The sequence below is a fragment of the Paenirhizobium daejeonense genome, from assembly GCF_014280875.1.
Classification (GTDB): Bacteria; Pseudomonadota; Alphaproteobacteria; order Rhizobiales; family Rhizobiaceae; genus Allorhizobium; species Allorhizobium daejeonense.
The window spans coordinates 63,736-79,384 of sequence record NZ_JACLAL010000013.1; the positions used below are offsets into that span (position 1 = coordinate 63,736).

At 57.4% G+C, this 15,649-nt stretch carries 18 protein-coding genes and 3 pseudogenes; 7 read left to right on the forward strand and 14 right to left on the reverse strand.

All coding sequences use genetic code 11. From position 1 onward, the window contains the following. Positions 1-6 precede the first annotated feature (6 nt). A complete protein-coding gene (ku, locus tag H4I99_RS23015) occupies positions 7-909 on the reverse strand; it encodes a non-homologous end joining protein Ku (protein WP_163897430.1) in 903 nt (300 codons plus the stop codon). Positions 910-1,015: 106 nt separating this feature from the next. Continuing rightward, positions 1,016-1,299: pseudogene (locus H4I99_RS23020) on the reverse strand (transposase); the annotation flags it as partial. Between the two features lie 187 nt (positions 1,300-1,486). Between H4I99_RS23020 and H4I99_RS23025 the strand changes: the two are divergent. Further along, positions 1,487-2,233 carry a DUF3800 domain-containing protein gene (locus H4I99_RS23025; protein ID WP_206110909.1) on the forward strand — a complete coding sequence of 249 codons (747 nt, stop codon included), beginning with the start codon at positions 1,487-1,489 and terminating at the stop codon, positions 2,231-2,233. Positions 2,234-2,690: 457 nt separating this feature from the next. On the opposite strand, the pseudogene H4I99_RS23030 reads toward H4I99_RS23025, so the two are convergent. After that, positions 2,691-2,947, reverse strand: a pseudogene (locus tag H4I99_RS23030) (zinc-binding dehydrogenase); the annotation flags it as partial. Between H4I99_RS23030 and H4I99_RS23035 the strand changes: the two are divergent. After that, positions 2,946-3,641: pseudogene (locus tag H4I99_RS23035) on the forward strand (hypothetical protein); the annotation flags it as partial. The pseudogenes H4I99_RS23030 and H4I99_RS23035 overlap by 2 nt on opposite strands. On the opposite strand, the gene H4I99_RS23040 reads toward H4I99_RS23035, so the two are convergent. Further along, complete coding sequence (locus tag H4I99_RS23040; protein ID WP_163897428.1) at positions 3,620-3,760, reverse strand: hypothetical protein; 141 nt, start codon at positions 3,758-3,760, stop codon at positions 3,620-3,622. The pseudogene H4I99_RS23035 and the gene H4I99_RS23040 overlap by 22 nt on opposite strands. A gap of 149 nt (positions 3,761-3,909) precedes the next feature. Between H4I99_RS23040 and H4I99_RS23045 the strand changes: the two genes are divergently transcribed. From H4I99_RS23045 to hxsA, 4 genes are read left to right on the forward strand one after another with little or no spacing between them, the layout of a single operon-like run. Then, the gene (locus H4I99_RS23045; protein WP_163897426.1) at positions 3,910-4,176 is read left to right on the forward strand and encodes a hypothetical protein; all 267 of its coding nucleotides are present in this window, start codon (positions 3,910-3,912) and stop codon (positions 4,174-4,176) included. Further along, a complete protein-coding gene (hxsB, locus tag H4I99_RS23050) occupies positions 4,173-5,582 on the forward strand; it encodes a His-Xaa-Ser system radical SAM maturase HxsB (RefSeq protein WP_163897424.1) in 1,410 nt (469 codons plus the stop codon). Before H4I99_RS23045 ends, hxsB begins: the two co-directional genes overlap by 4 nt. Continuing rightward, positions 5,579-6,667, forward strand: a complete 1,089-nt coding sequence (gene hxsC, locus H4I99_RS23055) for a His-Xaa-Ser system radical SAM maturase HxsC (RefSeq protein WP_163897422.1) — start codon at positions 5,579-5,581, stop codon at positions 6,665-6,667. The genes hxsB and hxsC overlap by 4 nt, the downstream gene beginning before the upstream one ends. Beyond that, positions 6,664-7,242: a His-Xaa-Ser repeat protein HxsA gene (hxsA, locus tag H4I99_RS23060; protein ID WP_163897420.1), complete on the forward strand. Its 579-nt coding sequence runs from the start codon at positions 6,664-6,666 to the stop codon at positions 7,240-7,242. The genes hxsC and hxsA overlap by 4 nt, the downstream gene beginning before the upstream one ends. A 133-nt stretch (positions 7,243-7,375) precedes the next feature. On the opposite strand, the gene H4I99_RS23065 is transcribed toward hxsA, so the two are convergent. From H4I99_RS23065 to H4I99_RS23110, 10 genes are all read right to left on the reverse strand, one after another. Further along, positions 7,376-7,669, reverse strand: a complete 294-nt coding sequence (locus H4I99_RS23065; RefSeq protein ID WP_163897418.1) for a type II toxin-antitoxin system RelE/ParE family toxin — start codon at positions 7,667-7,669, stop codon at positions 7,376-7,378. Further along, positions 7,666-7,974: a type II toxin-antitoxin system RelB/DinJ family antitoxin gene (locus tag H4I99_RS23070; protein WP_163897416.1), complete on the reverse strand. Its 309-nt coding sequence runs from the start codon at positions 7,972-7,974 to the stop codon at positions 7,666-7,668. The genes H4I99_RS23065 and H4I99_RS23070 overlap by 4 nt, the downstream gene beginning before the upstream one ends. A 382-nt stretch (positions 7,975-8,356) precedes the next feature. Next, complete coding sequence (locus H4I99_RS23075; protein ID WP_163897415.1) at positions 8,357-9,490, reverse strand: AGE family epimerase/isomerase; 1,134 nt, start codon at positions 9,488-9,490, stop codon at positions 8,357-8,359. 40 nt (positions 9,491-9,530) lie between these two features. Then, complete coding sequence (locus H4I99_RS23080) at positions 9,531-10,886, reverse strand: glycoside hydrolase family 130 protein (RefSeq protein WP_244625260.1); 1,356 nt, start codon at positions 10,884-10,886, stop codon at positions 9,531-9,533. Continuing rightward, the gene (locus H4I99_RS23085) at positions 10,883-13,162 is read right to left on the reverse strand and encodes a glycosyltransferase family 4 protein (protein WP_163897413.1); all 2,280 of its coding nucleotides are present in this window, start codon (positions 13,160-13,162) and stop codon (positions 10,883-10,885) included. Before H4I99_RS23085 ends, H4I99_RS23080 begins: the two co-directional genes overlap by 4 nt. 97 nt (positions 13,163-13,259) lie before the next feature. After that, on the reverse strand, positions 13,260-13,463 hold the full coding sequence (locus tag H4I99_RS23090; RefSeq protein ID WP_163897411.1) for a hypothetical protein: 204 nt from the start codon (positions 13,461-13,463) through the stop codon (positions 13,260-13,262). 15 nt (positions 13,464-13,478) lie between these two features. Further along, positions 13,479-13,757 carry a hypothetical protein gene (locus H4I99_RS23095; protein WP_163897410.1) on the reverse strand — a complete coding sequence of 93 codons (279 nt, stop codon included), beginning with the start codon at positions 13,755-13,757 and terminating at the stop codon, positions 13,479-13,481. 247 nt (positions 13,758-14,004) lie between these two features. Next, the gene (locus H4I99_RS23100; protein WP_163897408.1) at positions 14,005-14,307 is read right to left on the reverse strand and encodes a hypothetical protein; all 303 of its coding nucleotides are present in this window, start codon (positions 14,305-14,307) and stop codon (positions 14,005-14,007) included. 119 nt (positions 14,308-14,426) lie between these two features. After that, positions 14,427-14,714: a DUF1488 family protein gene (locus H4I99_RS23105; protein ID WP_163897406.1), complete on the reverse strand. Its 288-nt coding sequence runs from the start codon at positions 14,712-14,714 to the stop codon at positions 14,427-14,429. Then, positions 14,711-14,959: a hypothetical protein gene (locus H4I99_RS23110; RefSeq protein ID WP_163897404.1), complete on the reverse strand. Its 249-nt coding sequence runs from the start codon at positions 14,957-14,959 to the stop codon at positions 14,711-14,713. Before H4I99_RS23110 ends, H4I99_RS23105 begins: the two co-directional genes overlap by 4 nt. A gap of 482 nt (positions 14,960-15,441) precedes the next feature. On the opposite strand from H4I99_RS23110, the gene H4I99_RS23115 reads away from it, so the two are divergent. Further along, positions 15,442-15,649 (forward strand): transposase (locus H4I99_RS23115; protein ID WP_186663403.1); only part of this gene is annotated, 208 nt, incomplete at its 3' end.

Genomic DNA, 15,649 nt, shown 5'->3' on the forward strand with positions numbered 1-15,649 from the left:
CTCCGATCAGCCCGCGCGCCGCGTTGGCGCGGCCGTCGACTTCGATTTAGCGCCGGCCGCCGGTTTGGACGTCTTCTGGCGGGATGCCCTCTTTTTCGCATTGGCTGCGGTCCGTTTCGGCTCTGCCTTCGCCGTGCCGACCCCAGCACTCTCCCTGAGAGCCTGGAGAAGATCGCTGGGTTTCCAAGCGGGCGGAGCCTTCCTCCTCGGTAGCGCCCTGCCCTCGATCTTGGCCTTCACCAGTTCCGCCACGGCCGTCTCATATCGATCGTCGAACCTGCTGGCATCGAAGCTGCCTTTCTTGGTGCCGATGATGTGCTCCGCGAGCTCAAGCATCTCGCCTTCGATCTTCAGGTCGGGCAGCTCCTCGAACGCATCCTCTGGGGAGCGTACCTCGTAATCGAAGTTCAGCGTGGTGGCGATCAGCCCTTTGCCGTGTGGCCGGATGAGAACCGTACGCACACGGCGGAAGAGGACTGTGCGGGCGATCGCCGCAACCTTGGCTTTTTTCATGCCATCACGCAAAAGGATAAAGGCATCCGTGCCCATCTTGTCCGGCACCAGATAGTACGGCTTGTCGAAATAGACGTCATCGATCTCGCGACAAGGGATGAAGGCGTCGATCTTGAGCGTCTTGTCGCTATCGGGCACAGCCGCAGCCACATCTTCAGGTTCGAGAACAATGTACTGACCGTTCTCGATCTCGTAGCCCTTCACCTGCTCGTCACGTTCGACCGGATCGCCGGTCTCGCTGTCCACGAACTCGCGCTTCACACGGTTGCCAGTCTTTCGGTTCAGCGTGTTGAAGGCGATCCGTTCCGACGCGGAGGCCGCAGAGTAGAGCGCCACGGGACAAGCGACCTCTCCAAATTTGATGAAGCCTTTCCAATTCGCTCTTGGGACAACCATGATGCAGAACTCCTGGCGCAGCTTAAGCGATTCAAGCGAAACAGCATGGAATTGTTCCGAGTCGAAATGAATCAATTTTCAAGGACCTTGGCTCAGGACTCGTTGATCAGAGCCAGAAGATAACGGCGAGAGCGATGGCGAAGAGGAAGACCATTGGGCATCTGTCGTAGTGCGTAGCGACACGCCGCCAGTCTTTGAAACGCCCGAACATGATCTCGATCCGGTTGCGCCGTTTGTCGCGGCGTTTGATGGTTTTGTTGCGTGATTTCCGACCCCTAATGCAAGGAGTGATCCCCTTCGCCTGTAAAGCGTCACGATACCAGTCGGCATCATAGCCACTGTCGGCCAGTAGCCATTGGCCTTGGGAAGTTCATCAGGCAAGGCGGCGGCCGCAAATGCTGGACGTCAGTGATTGTGAGCCATGCGGAACCGCCCCTTGAAAAGCCGACACGCAACCGATATGTATATCGATCATAGTCGAGAGCGCTGATCCGTCGGTGCGTTGAACGATTGTTTCACTCGGCTTACCGAATTGGAGCGGACCGCATGCGGTCCGCTTTTTCGTTTCAGGGGGGCGTTGCATCTGCTATATCGCGACGAGTCTGGTCACTCGCATGATCCAAACTCCGACTTCTTTGTCCTTGCAGGCTTTAGCGTATTCGAGCGCCAAACGCATTGGCTGGAAGCCCAGATAGATCTTGTAGCGGCGCGCTTCAGCTCAATCAGTCCTCGAGAAATCGAGTTCCATGGAAACCCAATGCGCTCGGGCAGCGGCACGTGGAGAGGTGTGTCTCCCAACGACAGAGTTCAAGCCGTAGTCGATATCTTGTCGCAACTGGCAGACAAGCAATTGCAGTTGAAGGTCTACGCCTGCGTCATCGAAAAGAAGCTCTTCTCTCCGAACGATATTCTGTCTCGGAGCTTCGAGGAGGTGGCTTCGTGTTTTGATGGCTATCTGAAGACGCCTTATAAGAAAAAGAACCCCCAGCGCGGCTTGGTCATCCTCGACAAGAGCAGCTATGAGGAGAAAATCCAAATCCTCTCTCATGTATTTAAGCTCGTGGGGCATGCCAACGGCCAACTTCGCAAACTTTGCCGAAGTCCCGCTTTTTCTGGATTCAAAGGCATCGCGCCTGATTCAGATGGCGGATTTGATCGCCTACTGAATCTTTCGTCACTTTCAGTCAGGCGACCAGCGTGGCTACGACCTCATAAGGCCCTACTTTGCCCGGTATGGCATCGCGCCAGTCTCGGGTCTGCGCTGTCATGTCTCGCCGGAGACAGAAGCGTAAGCGGTGTTCCGCCGCTACCACGTCAAGTATGATGGCCATGTTCCCAAACGGTCTACGGGCGTGTCTCTCTTCGCTGCGATAAACTCTAACGCTGAGATTCTAGGCCAGAAAAGAGGCGAACCTCTCCGTCGATCCAGTTGCGTAATACCGCCACTTTCGGATGGTCTCGATTGCCAGTCCTGTAGAGCAGATCATAGCCCCATTCGACATCCAGCTTGGCCTGCGGGAACACCGACACGAGCCTTCCGGCGGTAAGGTCCTCGGCAACAAGAACACTGCGCCCGAGTGCGACACCGGCATCGTATCCTCCTTTTCACCGAGGAGTGCGTGATCTGATGTGAGCTAGTCGATCGAAATTTTCAGACCAACTGATCAACGGGGACAAATGTGGTGTCGTTTCTTCTCGCCGCAATCCTTGCGTCTGGCCATGCGGAAAGGACGGGTTTCAGTGAAGCGGGTCCCGCGCATGAACGCGCGGGACCCTGGCTATTACGCGATGTCGACGACGAGCTTTCCGTCAACCTTGCCACCTTCAATCAACTCGTGAGCCGCCATCACATTCTCGAGGGTGAAGGACCGACCATCGAGACGCGGCATCAACTGACCATTTCCGCAAGGCGCGTCGCTTCCCTCATGATGTCCCCGTGATGTTCACGGCCTTCGCCAGTGAGGAGCGGTATCAGCGCGAATACTCCGGAGTATGTCGCGGCCTTAAATGAGAGCGGGGCGAGAGCGTGCGTGCCCCACCGTTATCCTCGCGCGGCCGCCGAGGCCGTCCGTTCTTTCCTCATGTTGCGGCTTGGCCTTCATCTTGGCCTGCGCCAGAAGAACCTCCGCCAATTGCTGATCTGCCCGCGCGGGCATTTTCCAACATCAGAACGCCGGCTTGAAGATATGAAGCGTGGCGAGATCCGTTGGAGCGAGAAGGACCGCGGCTGGGAGGTGCTGATCCCATCCGTCGCCTTCAAGAACGCAAACTCTTCCTTCTTCGGATCGAAGCCGTTCAGGCTGGTGCTTCCTGACCTGCTCGACCTCTACAAATTTCTGAACGCCTATGTCGACCGGCATCGCGGCGTCCTGCTGGCGGGAGCAAGGGACCCGGGCACGTTCTTCGTCAAGACCGTCAAGAAAACCAGCAAGGATGCCTCATACAATCAGACCACGTTCTATGAGGCCTGGCGCCTGGCGATCCAGCGTTACGGCATCTACAATCCCTACACTGGCCGCGGTGCGGTCAAGGGGTTACTGCCACATGGACCGCACAACGTCCGGGACATTCTTGCCACTCATATTCTGAAGCAGACCGGTTCCTACGAGCAAGCGAGCTACGCCATCCAGGATACGCCTGATATGGTCGCCAGCCACTATGGCCGCTTCCTTCCTCAGGATAAGGCTGCCCTTGCCGCAAGAATCCTGAATCAGGTTTGGGAGGCAGCATAGCTGATCCCGAAGAAGATCATTGCAAGCATGATGGCAAAAGCAATCCATTCCAGACGTGACCAGGGCTTCGGTGCATAGTCGTTGCCCGGTCCCGGTGATTTGTCCCAGCCGCTGACCATCGTCACCTCCAATGGTTGAGCTTGCACCGTCTAAGAAACTACGCCAGATTTTGCCCCGGGGGCAAGAAGCCACCGCACACCGAGTGGCAACGCCGCGTCTTCTGTCACTGGACGGACAATAAACTGCATACCTTGGGGGAATGACCACGATGACCGACCAACTAGAAACACCGCTCTGCGCAATCGCTGTGCCGCCGGAATATCGACGGTTTGCCGAGGCAGCTGCTCTGCGGTTCTCGTACCTGTATCCGTCAGCCAAAGTGGTGGTCGACGACAGTGTTTCCATCTCCGCAGATAGCAATGCTTCCGTCGCAGACATTACCAGAGACTTTAAATATGCGCTCTACCGGCAAAAAATCTACGAGGAAGCTCAGCCTCTCCGCACGCTATTGATCGAGAGTGTGATGGGGCCGTGACCGTATTTCCTCTAAAATTCCGACCAACGATCGACGGGAAATTATTATTCGCGGACGACGCAGGCGGATATTTCAAATCCGACCAGTCTTTCCTCGAACGTTATGCTGAAGACCGTCTGGAGCCGCATGACCATACATTCCTTGACAGAAACGGTCATAGCTTCTCCAAGGTAGACGACTTGCCGTTTACAGGCTTCGCTCATCGATGGGCCAACCGTCTCTATAAGCCCGATCAGACGGACTATATCATCCTGGTTCCAACGCTCCGCTGCAATCTGGCATGCGGGTATTGTCAGGTTTCGCGCGTTAACGAAAACACGCCGGGTTACGACTGGACGGCGGAAACGCTGCGGGCTGTCTTGCAGTTTCTTGACCGCCTACCGACAACTCGACTGAAAGTAGAATTTCAGGGCGGAGAACCCCTTCTAAAACTCGACATGCTCAGCCAGGTTCGCAGATTCTGCCGAGACCGGTTTCAGCAAACCGAGTTCGTGGTTTGCACCAATCTGCAAACCGTCAGCGATGAAGCCTGGGAATTCCTGTCCGCATCAGACACCTTCATCAGCACCTCGCTTGACGCCGATGCTCGCACACATCAACGCCAGCGCACCATTACGGACGACAAAACACGGGAGTTCTTGACCAACCTTCATCGCGCGGTCGATGAATTCGGCCCTAACAGGGTATCGGCGCTTCCGACGATTGATATCCGTAGCCTGCCGACACCGGAATCGATCATTGCCAGCTTCCTATCATTTGGATTCCGATCCATTTATCTCAGACCGGTTAACTACCAAGGGTTTGCACGAAAACGCTTTGCTGCCAAAGATAGCGCCACAGTCTGGACCGAGTATCACTCCTCGTTCATCGATGCCCTTGTCGAATTCAACTGGACAGCAGAGCAGCACGTTGAAGAGTATTATTTTACCCACTGTCTGAGGCGCGTGCTTCGCTCCGGGCACAATGGCCATGCCGATCTTCGAAATCCAAATATTCTCGGTCACGGGTATCTGGTGATTGATTATGACGGGACATTTTATCCGACGGACGAAGCGCGCATGGTTACGCGGATAGGTCAGTTCGATCTATCAATGGGCAACGTCCGTGATGGCCTGAAGCTTGAAGCAATCGAGGCGTTGAATTCCGAAGCGTCGAACAACTACCATCCCGACTGCATACACTGTCCTTATCAGGCTTTCTGCGGCGTGGATCTCGTGGACGATATGTCTCGTTATGGCCGGATAGACATGCCGAAGCACCTGACCGACTTCTGTCAGCGTCACACGTATATTTTCGATAAGATCTTCGAGGTGATCTACTCTGATAATCCGAAAATTCAGAAGTCCATCGCGCTATGGGCGGGAATTCCGGAATTCGAACCGGCGCTTGCGAAGGTGCACCTATGATCGCATTGCGGCTACGGATTGATCCCTTGCCAATTGTCGAGCCCCTCATCGTTCGACTACGAGACGATAAGAATTGCGCTCCTCAACTTGAGGAAGCGGTGCTCGTGAGCAGGTATGAAGATTATCGCGAATATGACTTCGAAGGCTTTGGCCTGACGGTACACGTTCCCTCATCTGTTTCGCTGGATGGCGACGTACTGATGATAATGCCCGGGCAAAAGAGCGCTCACCGGCTGATCAGAGCCGATTCCAAGCACAATACGTTTCTTGTCACCGAGCAGTGCGACCAGCTCTGCGTCATGTGCTCGCAGCCGCCGAAGAAGCATCATACCGACCTGTTCGCCCAATTCGAGGAGGCCGCCGAACTGGCTCCGGCCGGTGCTTATATCGGCATCTCGGGAGGTGAACCGCTACTTCATAAACAGCGCCTGTTTGCGTTTCTGCTAAACATCAAAGCCACCAGGCCGGACCTGCGATTCCATGTCTTGACGAACGCCCAACACTTCGAGCCATCCGATATGGACACTCTCGATAAAATCGGACGAGATCGCGTTTTGTGGGGTATCCCGCTCTATTCCTCCAGACACGAAATTCACGATGAGATTGTGGGCAAAAGCAACGCATTCGAGACGCTGGAGACAAATCTCGCGCTGCTGATGCGCGCCGGTGCGTCTGTTGAGCTGCGAACCGTGGTCATGCGCCAAAATGCCGATCTGCTCCCGGAACTCGCGGATTACATTGCAACGAAAGCCCCATTCATCAACGTGTGGGCAATCATGCAGCTTGAGAACATCGGCTACGGGAGAATGAACTGGACAAAAATTTTCCAGGATACGTCAGTAGCTTTCCAGTCGGTCAAGACGGCGATAAATCTCGCCACCGCGCATGGACTCGAGGTCACACTGTACAATTTTCCACTATGCTCGGTGCCTCCGGACTACAGACAGTTTACCTCTTCAACAATTTCTGACTGGAAGCAAAAATATCTCGGATTTTGCGACGGCTGCAGTTCGCGCTTAACTTGTGGTGGTTTCTTCGAGTGGTATAACCATGCCGAGGGCTTTCATCGGGTTGGGGCAATATGAAAAAGAAACTGTTCTTGATACCGTCATTTCTCGCGGCAGGATTTCTGTCGCCGAAAGCCGACGCAACACCGTTGGCCGGTTTAAACGTCAAGAAGAACGAACCCGCGACGATCTTTGATCGCTTTCGTCTCAACCACATCTACACACTCGCTGGTCATCGCTCACACTCCAGCCACCGTTCACATTCAAGCCATCGTTCAAGCAGCGGCGGCGGATACTATTCTGCTCCGGTTCGCAGTGCACCGAGCACCGGGTCAAATTTTTATACGCCATCCGTCCCAAGCCAGCAGATCTATCCCCCTGCGCCTGTGCCAAGCCCAACGTTTCAGGCACCAGCGGCAGCCACAGCCGCTCCCCTGAAAACGTTGCCGGGTAATACCGACCGATTTCGGCAGATCGCCGTTCAGGTGCAGACTGCGCTGACGGTTTACGGCTATTATTCAGGGGTTATTGACGGAAAGGTTGGACCGGAAACGAAAGTCGCCATCTCGAAAATGCAGGAAGATTACAATCTAAAGGTCACAGGAACGATCACCCCGGAGCTATTAAACTCCTTAAGGATTATTGCCAATTAGACATGCAATAGTCCGCTGCGTTTGCTTGACAGAAGACATTGGACCGAAACATTTCTGCAGAATGACGTAACTTGTATCCAGACTGGAGGGCCGTGATGGGAATTGAGCCGCCGGCCCCGCCTAAGCGGATCGGTTAGCTTGTCGGCAGATAGTCCGGCCATTCCTGCGCGCCGTGAAGCACGCGAAGAATTCGCACTGTCGTCTCGGTAATGGCATAAGCCGCGACGTAAGGCGTCCCATTGATGACAAGTTCGCGTGTCCCGGCAATTCTGCCCACACGACCACTCGCAGGAAAATCGACCAAACGGCGGGCTGCAAGGACTATCCGTTCATCGATCAGAACGGCGGCTGCAGGATTATCGGCCTCGAGGTAGGTGAAGATGGCATCACGATCCGATAGCGCGAATGCGGACCAAGTGAGTTTCACAATTTGGGGCCACCAGCTTTAAGACGGGCCGCTGCTCGACGTTCGGAAAAATGCGCCTCGACCTCGTCGTCGGATAGATCCGGTCGCGTATCGTTCAATGCTTCGAGCACCTTGGTTCGAAACCAGGCGTCATGCGCTTCACTACCCGAGAAAAGTTCAAGGGGCAGCACACCCTCGTTGGCAGTCCGGGTGAGCAGGATACGAACCGCATCGGATACCGTGAGGCCCATGCTTTCAAGCACGGCAGAAGCACGATCCCGAACTTCGGCATCAATACGTGTTTGGACGAGTGCGTTTGCAGCCACGGCTATCTCCCTTTCTTCAGGCGACAGTAATGCAATTGAATGAAGATTTCCAGTCGGCGTTTTCTGCCGGCACTATTCGCTCGAATAGACTTTACATCGCCTTGAAGGGATCCGAACCGACGACCCGTCATAACGTCGGATCAAAGCCGGCGGAAAAACAAGCTAGATCATGCACCTGGTTCATTTGGAATGTCCGGAAGGGGGCCGGAAGCGGACTGTCTGAAGTTGGGGTGCCGCAAGCTGGAGCCGACATTTAAAAGTCTGGCGGCTTGGTCGATCTCGGCCTAAATGTGACAGAAGGGTTCTTCGTCGTCACGGTTGAGCTCGCCCATCCAGACTCTAGAAGTCAGACCACACCACCTACTGTTCAGCATTCTACGTTTCAGGTGGAGCACGTTGACAGTGAATCCGCAACCGCCGTCCAGAGGTGATAGAGGGAGCTAGCCGGGATCGTGCGGGCCGTCGGCACCTCGTTGAGGTCAAGACAGTCATGCCAGCAGCCATGCGGCACGCCTGTCATGTACCCGGCAAGGATCGCGGAGGCGACGTCGTCTGCCTCTGTCCGATATCCCGGAAAGCCAAGTCGTTCATGGAGCGCCATGGAAGCCTTGAGCATCTCCACCTGGGGCCACAGACGCCGCGAAGGGCTGATCGGCTTATCTGCCGAAACGGTTTCGACCAGGAAAAGCGAGCCCGGCGTGCGCCCTACGGCCAGCGCGGTCGAGAACAGGTCCAAGCATATCTTGGTATTATCGCTGCGCGCGAGATTATCATGACGGGTCGCCAACCAGACCCACTCGCACATATGGCCTGGCTCCAGTCGATCGGATCCGTATCGCTCGGCTAGTTCCCAGTGGGGGCCGAAGAATTCGTGAAGCGGCCCATTCGGTGCGACAAGAAAATGCGATCGCAAGAGTGCGAAGGCATTGCTTTCCGACCTCATATGCTTGGGGGTCCGATTGTTCTCGCACAAGGCCAGTGTCGCTTCGAGGTAATGCATGTGCGGGTTCTGGCGACGAGGCAGGGTGCCATCGCTGTCTTCGGCCCAGCCGCCGAAGGGGTCTGCAAGGGTCCTGTCGATCGCCAGGATCGTCTGGTCGATCTGATGCCTGTAGCCGTCCTTGCCGGTCGCCGTCAGCAGCCAGGAGAGAGCGAGGAGCACGCAGGCATTGTCGTAGAGATCGCGAACCGGATCAGTAATGCGCTCGGTATGACGGTTGAAACTTCTCGCGTAGCCGCCGCGTCTCCCGCCGACCCAGGCGACGCGGTGCAGGTTGGCGAAGGCCCGCTCTGCCATGGCGAGCGAACCCGCGGGGGCAACGCCGAGATGGGCCGCATGGGCGTGAACATAAATCTGGCGGGCGACAGTTCTGGTCCGCACCTCACCTGCCTTCTGAGGCGATCCATCCAGCTCCATGTATTCAATGAATTGGCCGCAGCCCTCGTCGAAACCCGATTTGCTCCAGGTAGGCAGAATTTCCTCGAGGAAGACGCGTTTCAGTTGCTGGACGCTCATGGCTGATCGCCTGGTGGGACGACCGACCCACTGTCCGCATTCACAAGGCTGCCCCGATGGGATGCATTGTTTCGAGAAGCCTGCTGATCTTGATCGTGGTGAAGTTGGAATATGTATCCGAGACGGCATATGGCAGCGCGATCAGATCGCCATGCCGCATGGCACCGCAGGAATAAACGACGTTCGGCACATAGCCCGCGCGCTCCGTTGGTTCGGGCTGCAGCAAGGGTTCGACCGTGCGCGATAGGATGATGCCCGGATCGTGCTTGTCGAGCAACGTCACCCCGATCGCATATCGGCGCATCGGGCCGACGCCATGGGTGAACAGCAGCCATCCCTCGTCGATTTCAACGGGCGAGCCGCAATTGCCAATCTGGACGAACTGCCAGGCGAATTCCGGCTTCATCAGGAGCCGTCCTTCCTCCCATTGATGCAAGTCGTCGGAATAGAGCAGAAAGAGGTTTTCGCTGTCCTGCCGGGCGATCATCGCGTAGCGGCCATCGATGCGACGGGGAAAGAGCGCCATGCCCTTGTTGCGGGCGGCGGGTCCCCGCAGCGGCGTCAGGGTGAAGTTCAGGAAGTCCGTCGTCTCCAGAAGCTCCGAGCGGATGGATGAGCCGCTATAGGCGGTGTAGGTGGCGAAGTAGATCGTTTTGCCGTCGTCGTCGAAGGCGACGAAACGGGCATCTTCGATGCCGTTCGATTGCGCCTCGGTCACTGGAAAGATGACCCGTTCGCTGAGATCGCTTTCGTCCTTGAAACTGATCCCGATGCAGCCGGCGGGCGCCAGTCCGTCACTTGCATGGATTTCCGGCAGACCTGCCAGTTGCGTCGGCGCATCAATGGTGACGTCCCCCTCCGCGTCGATCACGCCCGAGCGGAAGGTGAGCGAGGAGATGTGTCCCTCTCCCACGGCCCTCAAGCTGATGATGAGCCGACGGCTCCCTTCAGCTACACCGGACTGATCCGGATGCGACACGATGCTCGGATTGAATAGAGCGGCGGACTCGAAGGAATACTCGTTCATGAAATAGGCGCCGACCAACTGTCTTTGCTGCTGGCTGAAGCGCTGGTGGTGCTGAAAAGCATCCTCCATCGCGTCCGCCCGCAGTTCGAACTGGCGCAGCAGGTTGCGGTGCCTGCCATCGAAATTGGCGAGGATGTCGCGCAGTTGATTGGCCGTCGCCGTCGGGTCCAGCGACAAGACGCGATCGACGATTTCATTCGCCCGCGACTTGTCGCGTGGATTGAGATGTCGAGGTTCGGTCGACGGCTTGAAAGGTCGCACGATAACGCGCGTCGGATCGGGCCTCAGATAGAGGGCCTGCCGATTGAGAAGGCTGGACCGGGGCAATGTTGATCTTTCGAAGTTCTTACTGTGGGTGGGACCGCTCATGACAATTGCCGGGCGCTGACCCTTGGAGGTATCGGTCGCAGCATCTGATTGACGCGACCAAGCTCCACGCAGGAGATCAGGTAGCAGAGCACGGATTCGGCTCCCCGGTTCTCGTTGGGGCGATCCACATGCAGGCCGTCGCGGCAACTGCCCGTTTCCGGGTCGACGAGGGAGACGCCGTGATCATTGCTTCCCGTGAACCAGTCGAAGGCCCTGTGCGCGGCCTCGATCCAGCTCCTGTCCGAGGTCGCCTCGTAAGCCGCAAGACAGGCGGCCACGGTTGCCGTCGCCTCGACCGGCTGTTGGTCGAAGAGCCTGGGTGGCTGTCCGACCTCGAAGAAGCCATCGGTTCCGATAGCGCGGAAATTGCCCTTCTCCCCTGTCTGCTGGGTCATCAGCCATTCCAGCGTTGCAACGCCAGTCTCGACGAAGGCCGGCACCTTCGTCGCGATGCCGGTCATGATCAACGCCTGGCTCAGGCGGGCATTTTCATAGGATAGTCCCTCCTCAAACCAGCGGCGCCCGCTCTTCGACACACGACGGTCCAGGTCCATCAGACTGTCGGCATGACGAAGGCGCAGCATGCGCGCTTGGGCGTCTTGAGGATTGGCTTTGCAGTAATCGTTGAGGCCGAGAAGCGTGAAAGCCCAGGCGCGCGGGGAACGAAAGTCGAGCGTGACGGACATCGCCTGGGTAAAGAGGGCACTCGCCCATCGGCGGCGTGGTGCATCCGTATCGGACAGGGCGCAGGCACCGAGCGCCCAGAGGGTTCGCCCATGGCTGTCGTCGGAGCCCTTGTCTTCGAGCCAACGGCGGTCATAGCTCATGAAGTTTCGGAACCGGCCTGTATCCGGGTTCCAGGCGTGTTCGACGAAGGCTGCGAAGGAGGCTGTCATCCTGTCCGCTATGCCCGTCTCGCCGACGGCCGACAGGAGCGAGGACAGAAGCAGGGCTCGCGCGTTGTCATCGACGCAATAGCCATGCGACCTGTCCGGCACGGAGAACACCGCATGCTGGATGATGCCCGTGTCGTCGCACATCGTGTGCAGATGGCCAAGCTTCAAAGCTGTCTGCTGCGGTGGGCGCTTGATCCGCAGGGAGATCAGGTCGCTGACGAGCTTGGGCCGATAGGCGGTGCGCGCCTTCGTCATGCTGTCGAGATAGAGCGTGGCGACATGCGACCAGATCATTGCGCGGCCGGCCTCGTAGGCCCTCTTGCGCATCGCCATCCTGGCCTCGTCATCGCCAAGCAAGGTCGCGATTGCGTTCGCCGTCGCCGGCACATCCCCAAAAGGGACCAACACGCCGCGGCCGTCGCCCAAGAGATCACAGGCGTGCCAGTAAGGCGTCGAAACCACAGCACTGCCCATTCCGAAACTATAGGACAGCGTTCCCGACGTCATCTGCGCCTCGTCCAGATAGGGCGTCACATAGACGTCGCACATGGCAATGAAGTCGAGAAGCGTCGGCAGATCGACGAAACGATTGAGAAACTGCACCGCATGATCGACGCCCAGCCGCTCGGTGCGCTGGCGCAGACTGTCACGATAGGCCTCGCCCTGCTGACGCAGAAGCGTCGGGTGCGTGGCGCCGAGAACGATATAAAGGGCCTCGGGGCTCTCCTTGAGAATGGCGGGCATGGCATCGATGACCACCTCGATACCCTTGTTGGGAGAGAGGAGACCAAATGTCAGGATGATGGGCCTGCCGGCGTAACCGCGCTCAATCTTGGCAAGGTCCGGATCATGAAAGGGCCGATCGGGTATGCCATGGGCGATGACGTCGATCTTCTGGGGAGCCACGCCATAGATTTCCGTCAGCAGCGTGCGTCCCTTCTCCGCCATGACGACGACACGGCTGGACTGGGCCGCGACCTTTTGAAGGACCCGGTGTTGAGACAGTGTCGGTTCGGCAAGGATGGTGTGGCAGGTGGTAACGAGCGGAATGCGCAGGTTTTCCAAAAGCGCGAGGATATGTTCGCCGTCCGGACCGCCGAAAATGCCGAATTCGTGCTGCAGCGAAACCACATCGAACCGGCCTTCATTCAGGACCCGCGCGGCCGTCACATAGTCTTCGACTTCCTCCTCGCGGATCTCGAAGATCACGTCGTCAGGATAGGCGTAGCTCTGCCTGGCATCCGTCACGGCGACGATGCTGGTCTGGATGGGTTCGACCCCGTCCATCAGGGCCTGAGAGATGTCGCCGGTAAAGGTCGCTATCCCGCATTGGCGCGGAAGAGAATTGCCGATGAATGCGATACGTGCCGGTCTGCTCATCTGCGTTCCCTCCAGAACATGGTGGCGAGGTCTCGCCAAATTGGCCAGGGACGCGCAGCGCGGCCGCATGGTTGATTCATGAGAATAGGCATCCGGATCACGCGGATCCGATAGCCTCCAGATCACGCTCCAGAGCGACGCGCCCTTGGCGGAGTTCGGCATTCCAGAGCCGATACTGCGGGCTGTTCTGATAGGCCGGCATGGGTGCCTCAATCGTGTAGGTGAAGGCAGCAGCCGGCGACAAACCCTTGGTGGACACAAGTCGAACCATCTGGCCGATGGTAAAACGGTGAGAAGGCATGGGTATCTCCAATCATCAGTGCGTTGTGTTGAGGTTTTTCTGGCCGGACAGGCTCCTATCCATGTCCAGAGCGGTATCCAGCTCCAACGGATCGATATGGATCAGGCTCTTCTTCTGGCCGGCGACGACTTCGATCATGGTTGCCACGCGCCGATAGGCGAGCCAGGAAATTCCGGTGATTTGTTCCTCGTCATCCTGCACCTGATAGTCGCCGGGTGGATGGACACCCTCCAGACCTGTCAGGGTGAAGGGCGCGTCGAAATGCACGGTTCTCGTCTTCGTTCGCGAAAACATGGGAGACTCCTTTGCTGGGGACCGGTGTTGTTTGGTGGCGGTGTAGAGGTCAGATCGAGATGCGACCTTAGTGTTGATCAGGCCAACTTCGGCAGAACAGCGGGCCGCGCTGTGAAGGGATGGATACTGCAATCCGGCCGCTTCCCAGCCCCTTTCCTGATCTCGAAGACGTTCGGTCGGCATGTCGCCGAAGCGATCCGTTTCTTGCGAATGTCGGCCAATACGATCACTTTGTCCGAAGGCTCCATCAGATGCCCCGCTTCTCGGACGCAACGGTCTGATCGCGACCCGACGGACTTCCACCCTCGCCTTCCCATCGCAACAGCGCCGCAGCGTGACTGAAAGCGACCTTCTCCCAGACGGCTACGTGCATATCGCTCATGACCATTCCCTTGCGAAGGTGATCGATGATCGCGATTTCCCTTGCATAGTTGCCACCTGACTGCGCCCCGAGACCCGCGCTCGAGTAGCTTGAGCGGCAGAGCAGCGCACGCAGGAGCGCCTGGTCAGCCAGCTTTCGCTCACGCTCTGGAGGATCGTTCTTCAGCATGGTCGAAGGCCAGGTGTCTGCCCAAGGCGATCGTCATCAACGATCACTGCAGTGGATTGCTCACGATCAATCATGACCTGTTCCTCTTCCGAGTTCGCCAAGCGCTGTGTTTGGTGTCGTCAGGTCGCCGACTGGAGGGACGACCCGAATGCACTGAGATCGAGTTCGATCGTCTGTCGTCGCCGAGACTGATAGGCTTGCCTCGCTGTTGTCAGGATGCGCTCCCGAAGGCGATCGAATGCCAAGAGATAGTCGCGTTCCTTCCGGCGTCCGGGGGCGCCCTCGCGATCAAACACGGCGACAGGCAAGAGAAACAGAACCTGGTTCAAGCCGTCAAGCCCGATGAAACGAATGAGACCGCGGGTCTCGTCATAGGTGCGGGTCGGATTGGGGAAGGAAAGGGTCACAGGCTCGCGACCCGACTGCTGCTCTTCAGCCGTGCGAGGACAGCCTTGTCTACCCAGAGGTTCACGGCGGGAATCAGATCGCCGGAGCAGCGGACGCCCTTCTGATAAAGCGTCATCGCATGGCGCGCCGCGCCACGGTCCAGCTCGCAGAGTGGTTCTTCATAGCGAAACCCGGCATGCCGGAGTGCGTTTCTGATGATGCTGATGTCGAAGCTGCCAATCGGCTGATGAAGGTCGGAAGACATGATGTCCTCCTTTGTTGGGGCCAGGGTGCGTGCCGCCCAGAAAGTGGCAGTGCCCGTTCAATGGCTGCCACTTCAATGAATATGGGCCCGCTTATCAAAACTTGCAAGACCCCCTCGAAAACATCCATAGAGCGTGATCGGAGACGCAGTTGTCATCCAGTCAGCGCCGCGCGCCGCCATCCGCCATGAATAAAGTCTTCTCAATGGCTGCCTTCAAGAAGGGATGGCTTGCTGTGGCATGTCTTTGACCTGAGCGGCGGCTATAGCAATCCACGAAATCTGTCGTCGTGATCCAAACTCCTGCGCTAGCGTGAATTCGGAATAATTGCCGCTCTAGAAAGGTATCGAACCCGTGACCCTGTGCTGCATCCAAGCAATCATACTAAAATTGTTGATCACGCCGATATGGGCAGTCAGACTGGCCTGCTGCCGGTTTCATGGACACCGAGTTAAGGTGTTTCCAATGAAACTGGAGCGCATGAATGCAACGAAGGAAGTTCAGCCGCGAGTACAAGCTTGAGGCATTGAAGCTGGTGCGAGAGCGTGGGGTCAGCGTTGCGCAGGCATCCCGCGATCTGGATGTTCATGAGAATGTCTTGCGCAAGTGGGTAAGGGAATACGGTTCGGACCCGGCACAGGCGTTTCCTGGTCAGGGACAGATGAAGCCGGAGCAGCTTGAGATCGAGAGGC

What these genes read in the sequence shown, in the direction of transcription:
- ku (WP_163897430.1), bottom strand. Translation starts at nt 909, where the DNA reads ATGGTTGTCCCAAGAGCGAATTGGAAAGGCTTCATCAAATTTGGAGAG.
- H4I99_RS23040 (WP_163897428.1), bottom strand. Translation starts at nt 3,760, where the DNA reads ATGGTCAGCGGCTGGGACAAATCACCGGGACCGGGCAACGACTATGCA.
- H4I99_RS23045 (WP_163897426.1), top strand. Translation starts at nt 3,910, where the DNA reads ATGACCGACCAACTAGAAACACCGCTCTGCGCAATCGCTGTGCCGCCG.
- hxsC (WP_163897422.1), top strand. Translation starts at nt 5,579, where the DNA reads ATGATCGCATTGCGGCTACGGATTGATCCCTTGCCAATTGTCGAGCCC.
- hxsA (WP_163897420.1), top strand. Translation starts at nt 6,664, where the DNA reads ATGAAAAAGAAACTGTTCTTGATACCGTCATTTCTCGCGGCAGGATTT.
- H4I99_RS23075 (WP_163897415.1), bottom strand. Translation starts at nt 9,490, where the DNA reads ATGAGCGTCCAGCAACTGAAACGCGTCTTCCTCGAGGAAATTCTGCCT.
- H4I99_RS23080 (WP_244625260.1), bottom strand. Translation starts at nt 10,886, where the DNA reads ATGAGCGGTCCCACCCACAGTAAGAACTTCGAAAGATCAACATTGCCC.
- H4I99_RS23085 (WP_163897413.1), bottom strand. Translation starts at nt 13,162, where the DNA reads ATGAGCAGACCGGCACGTATCGCATTCATCGGCAATTCTCTTCCGCGC.
- H4I99_RS23090 (WP_163897411.1), bottom strand. Translation starts at nt 13,463, where the DNA reads ATGCCTTCTCACCGTTTTACCATCGGCCAGATGGTTCGACTTGTGTCC.
- H4I99_RS23095 (WP_163897410.1), bottom strand. Translation starts at nt 13,757, where the DNA reads ATGTTTTCGCGAACGAAGACGAGAACCGTGCATTTCGACGCGCCCTTC.
- H4I99_RS23100 (WP_163897408.1), bottom strand. Translation starts at nt 14,307, where the DNA reads ATGCTGAAGAACGATCCTCCAGAGCGTGAGCGAAAGCTGGCTGACCAG.
- H4I99_RS23110 (WP_163897404.1), bottom strand. Translation starts at nt 14,959, where the DNA reads ATGTCTTCCGACCTTCATCAGCCGATTGGCAGCTTCGACATCAGCATC.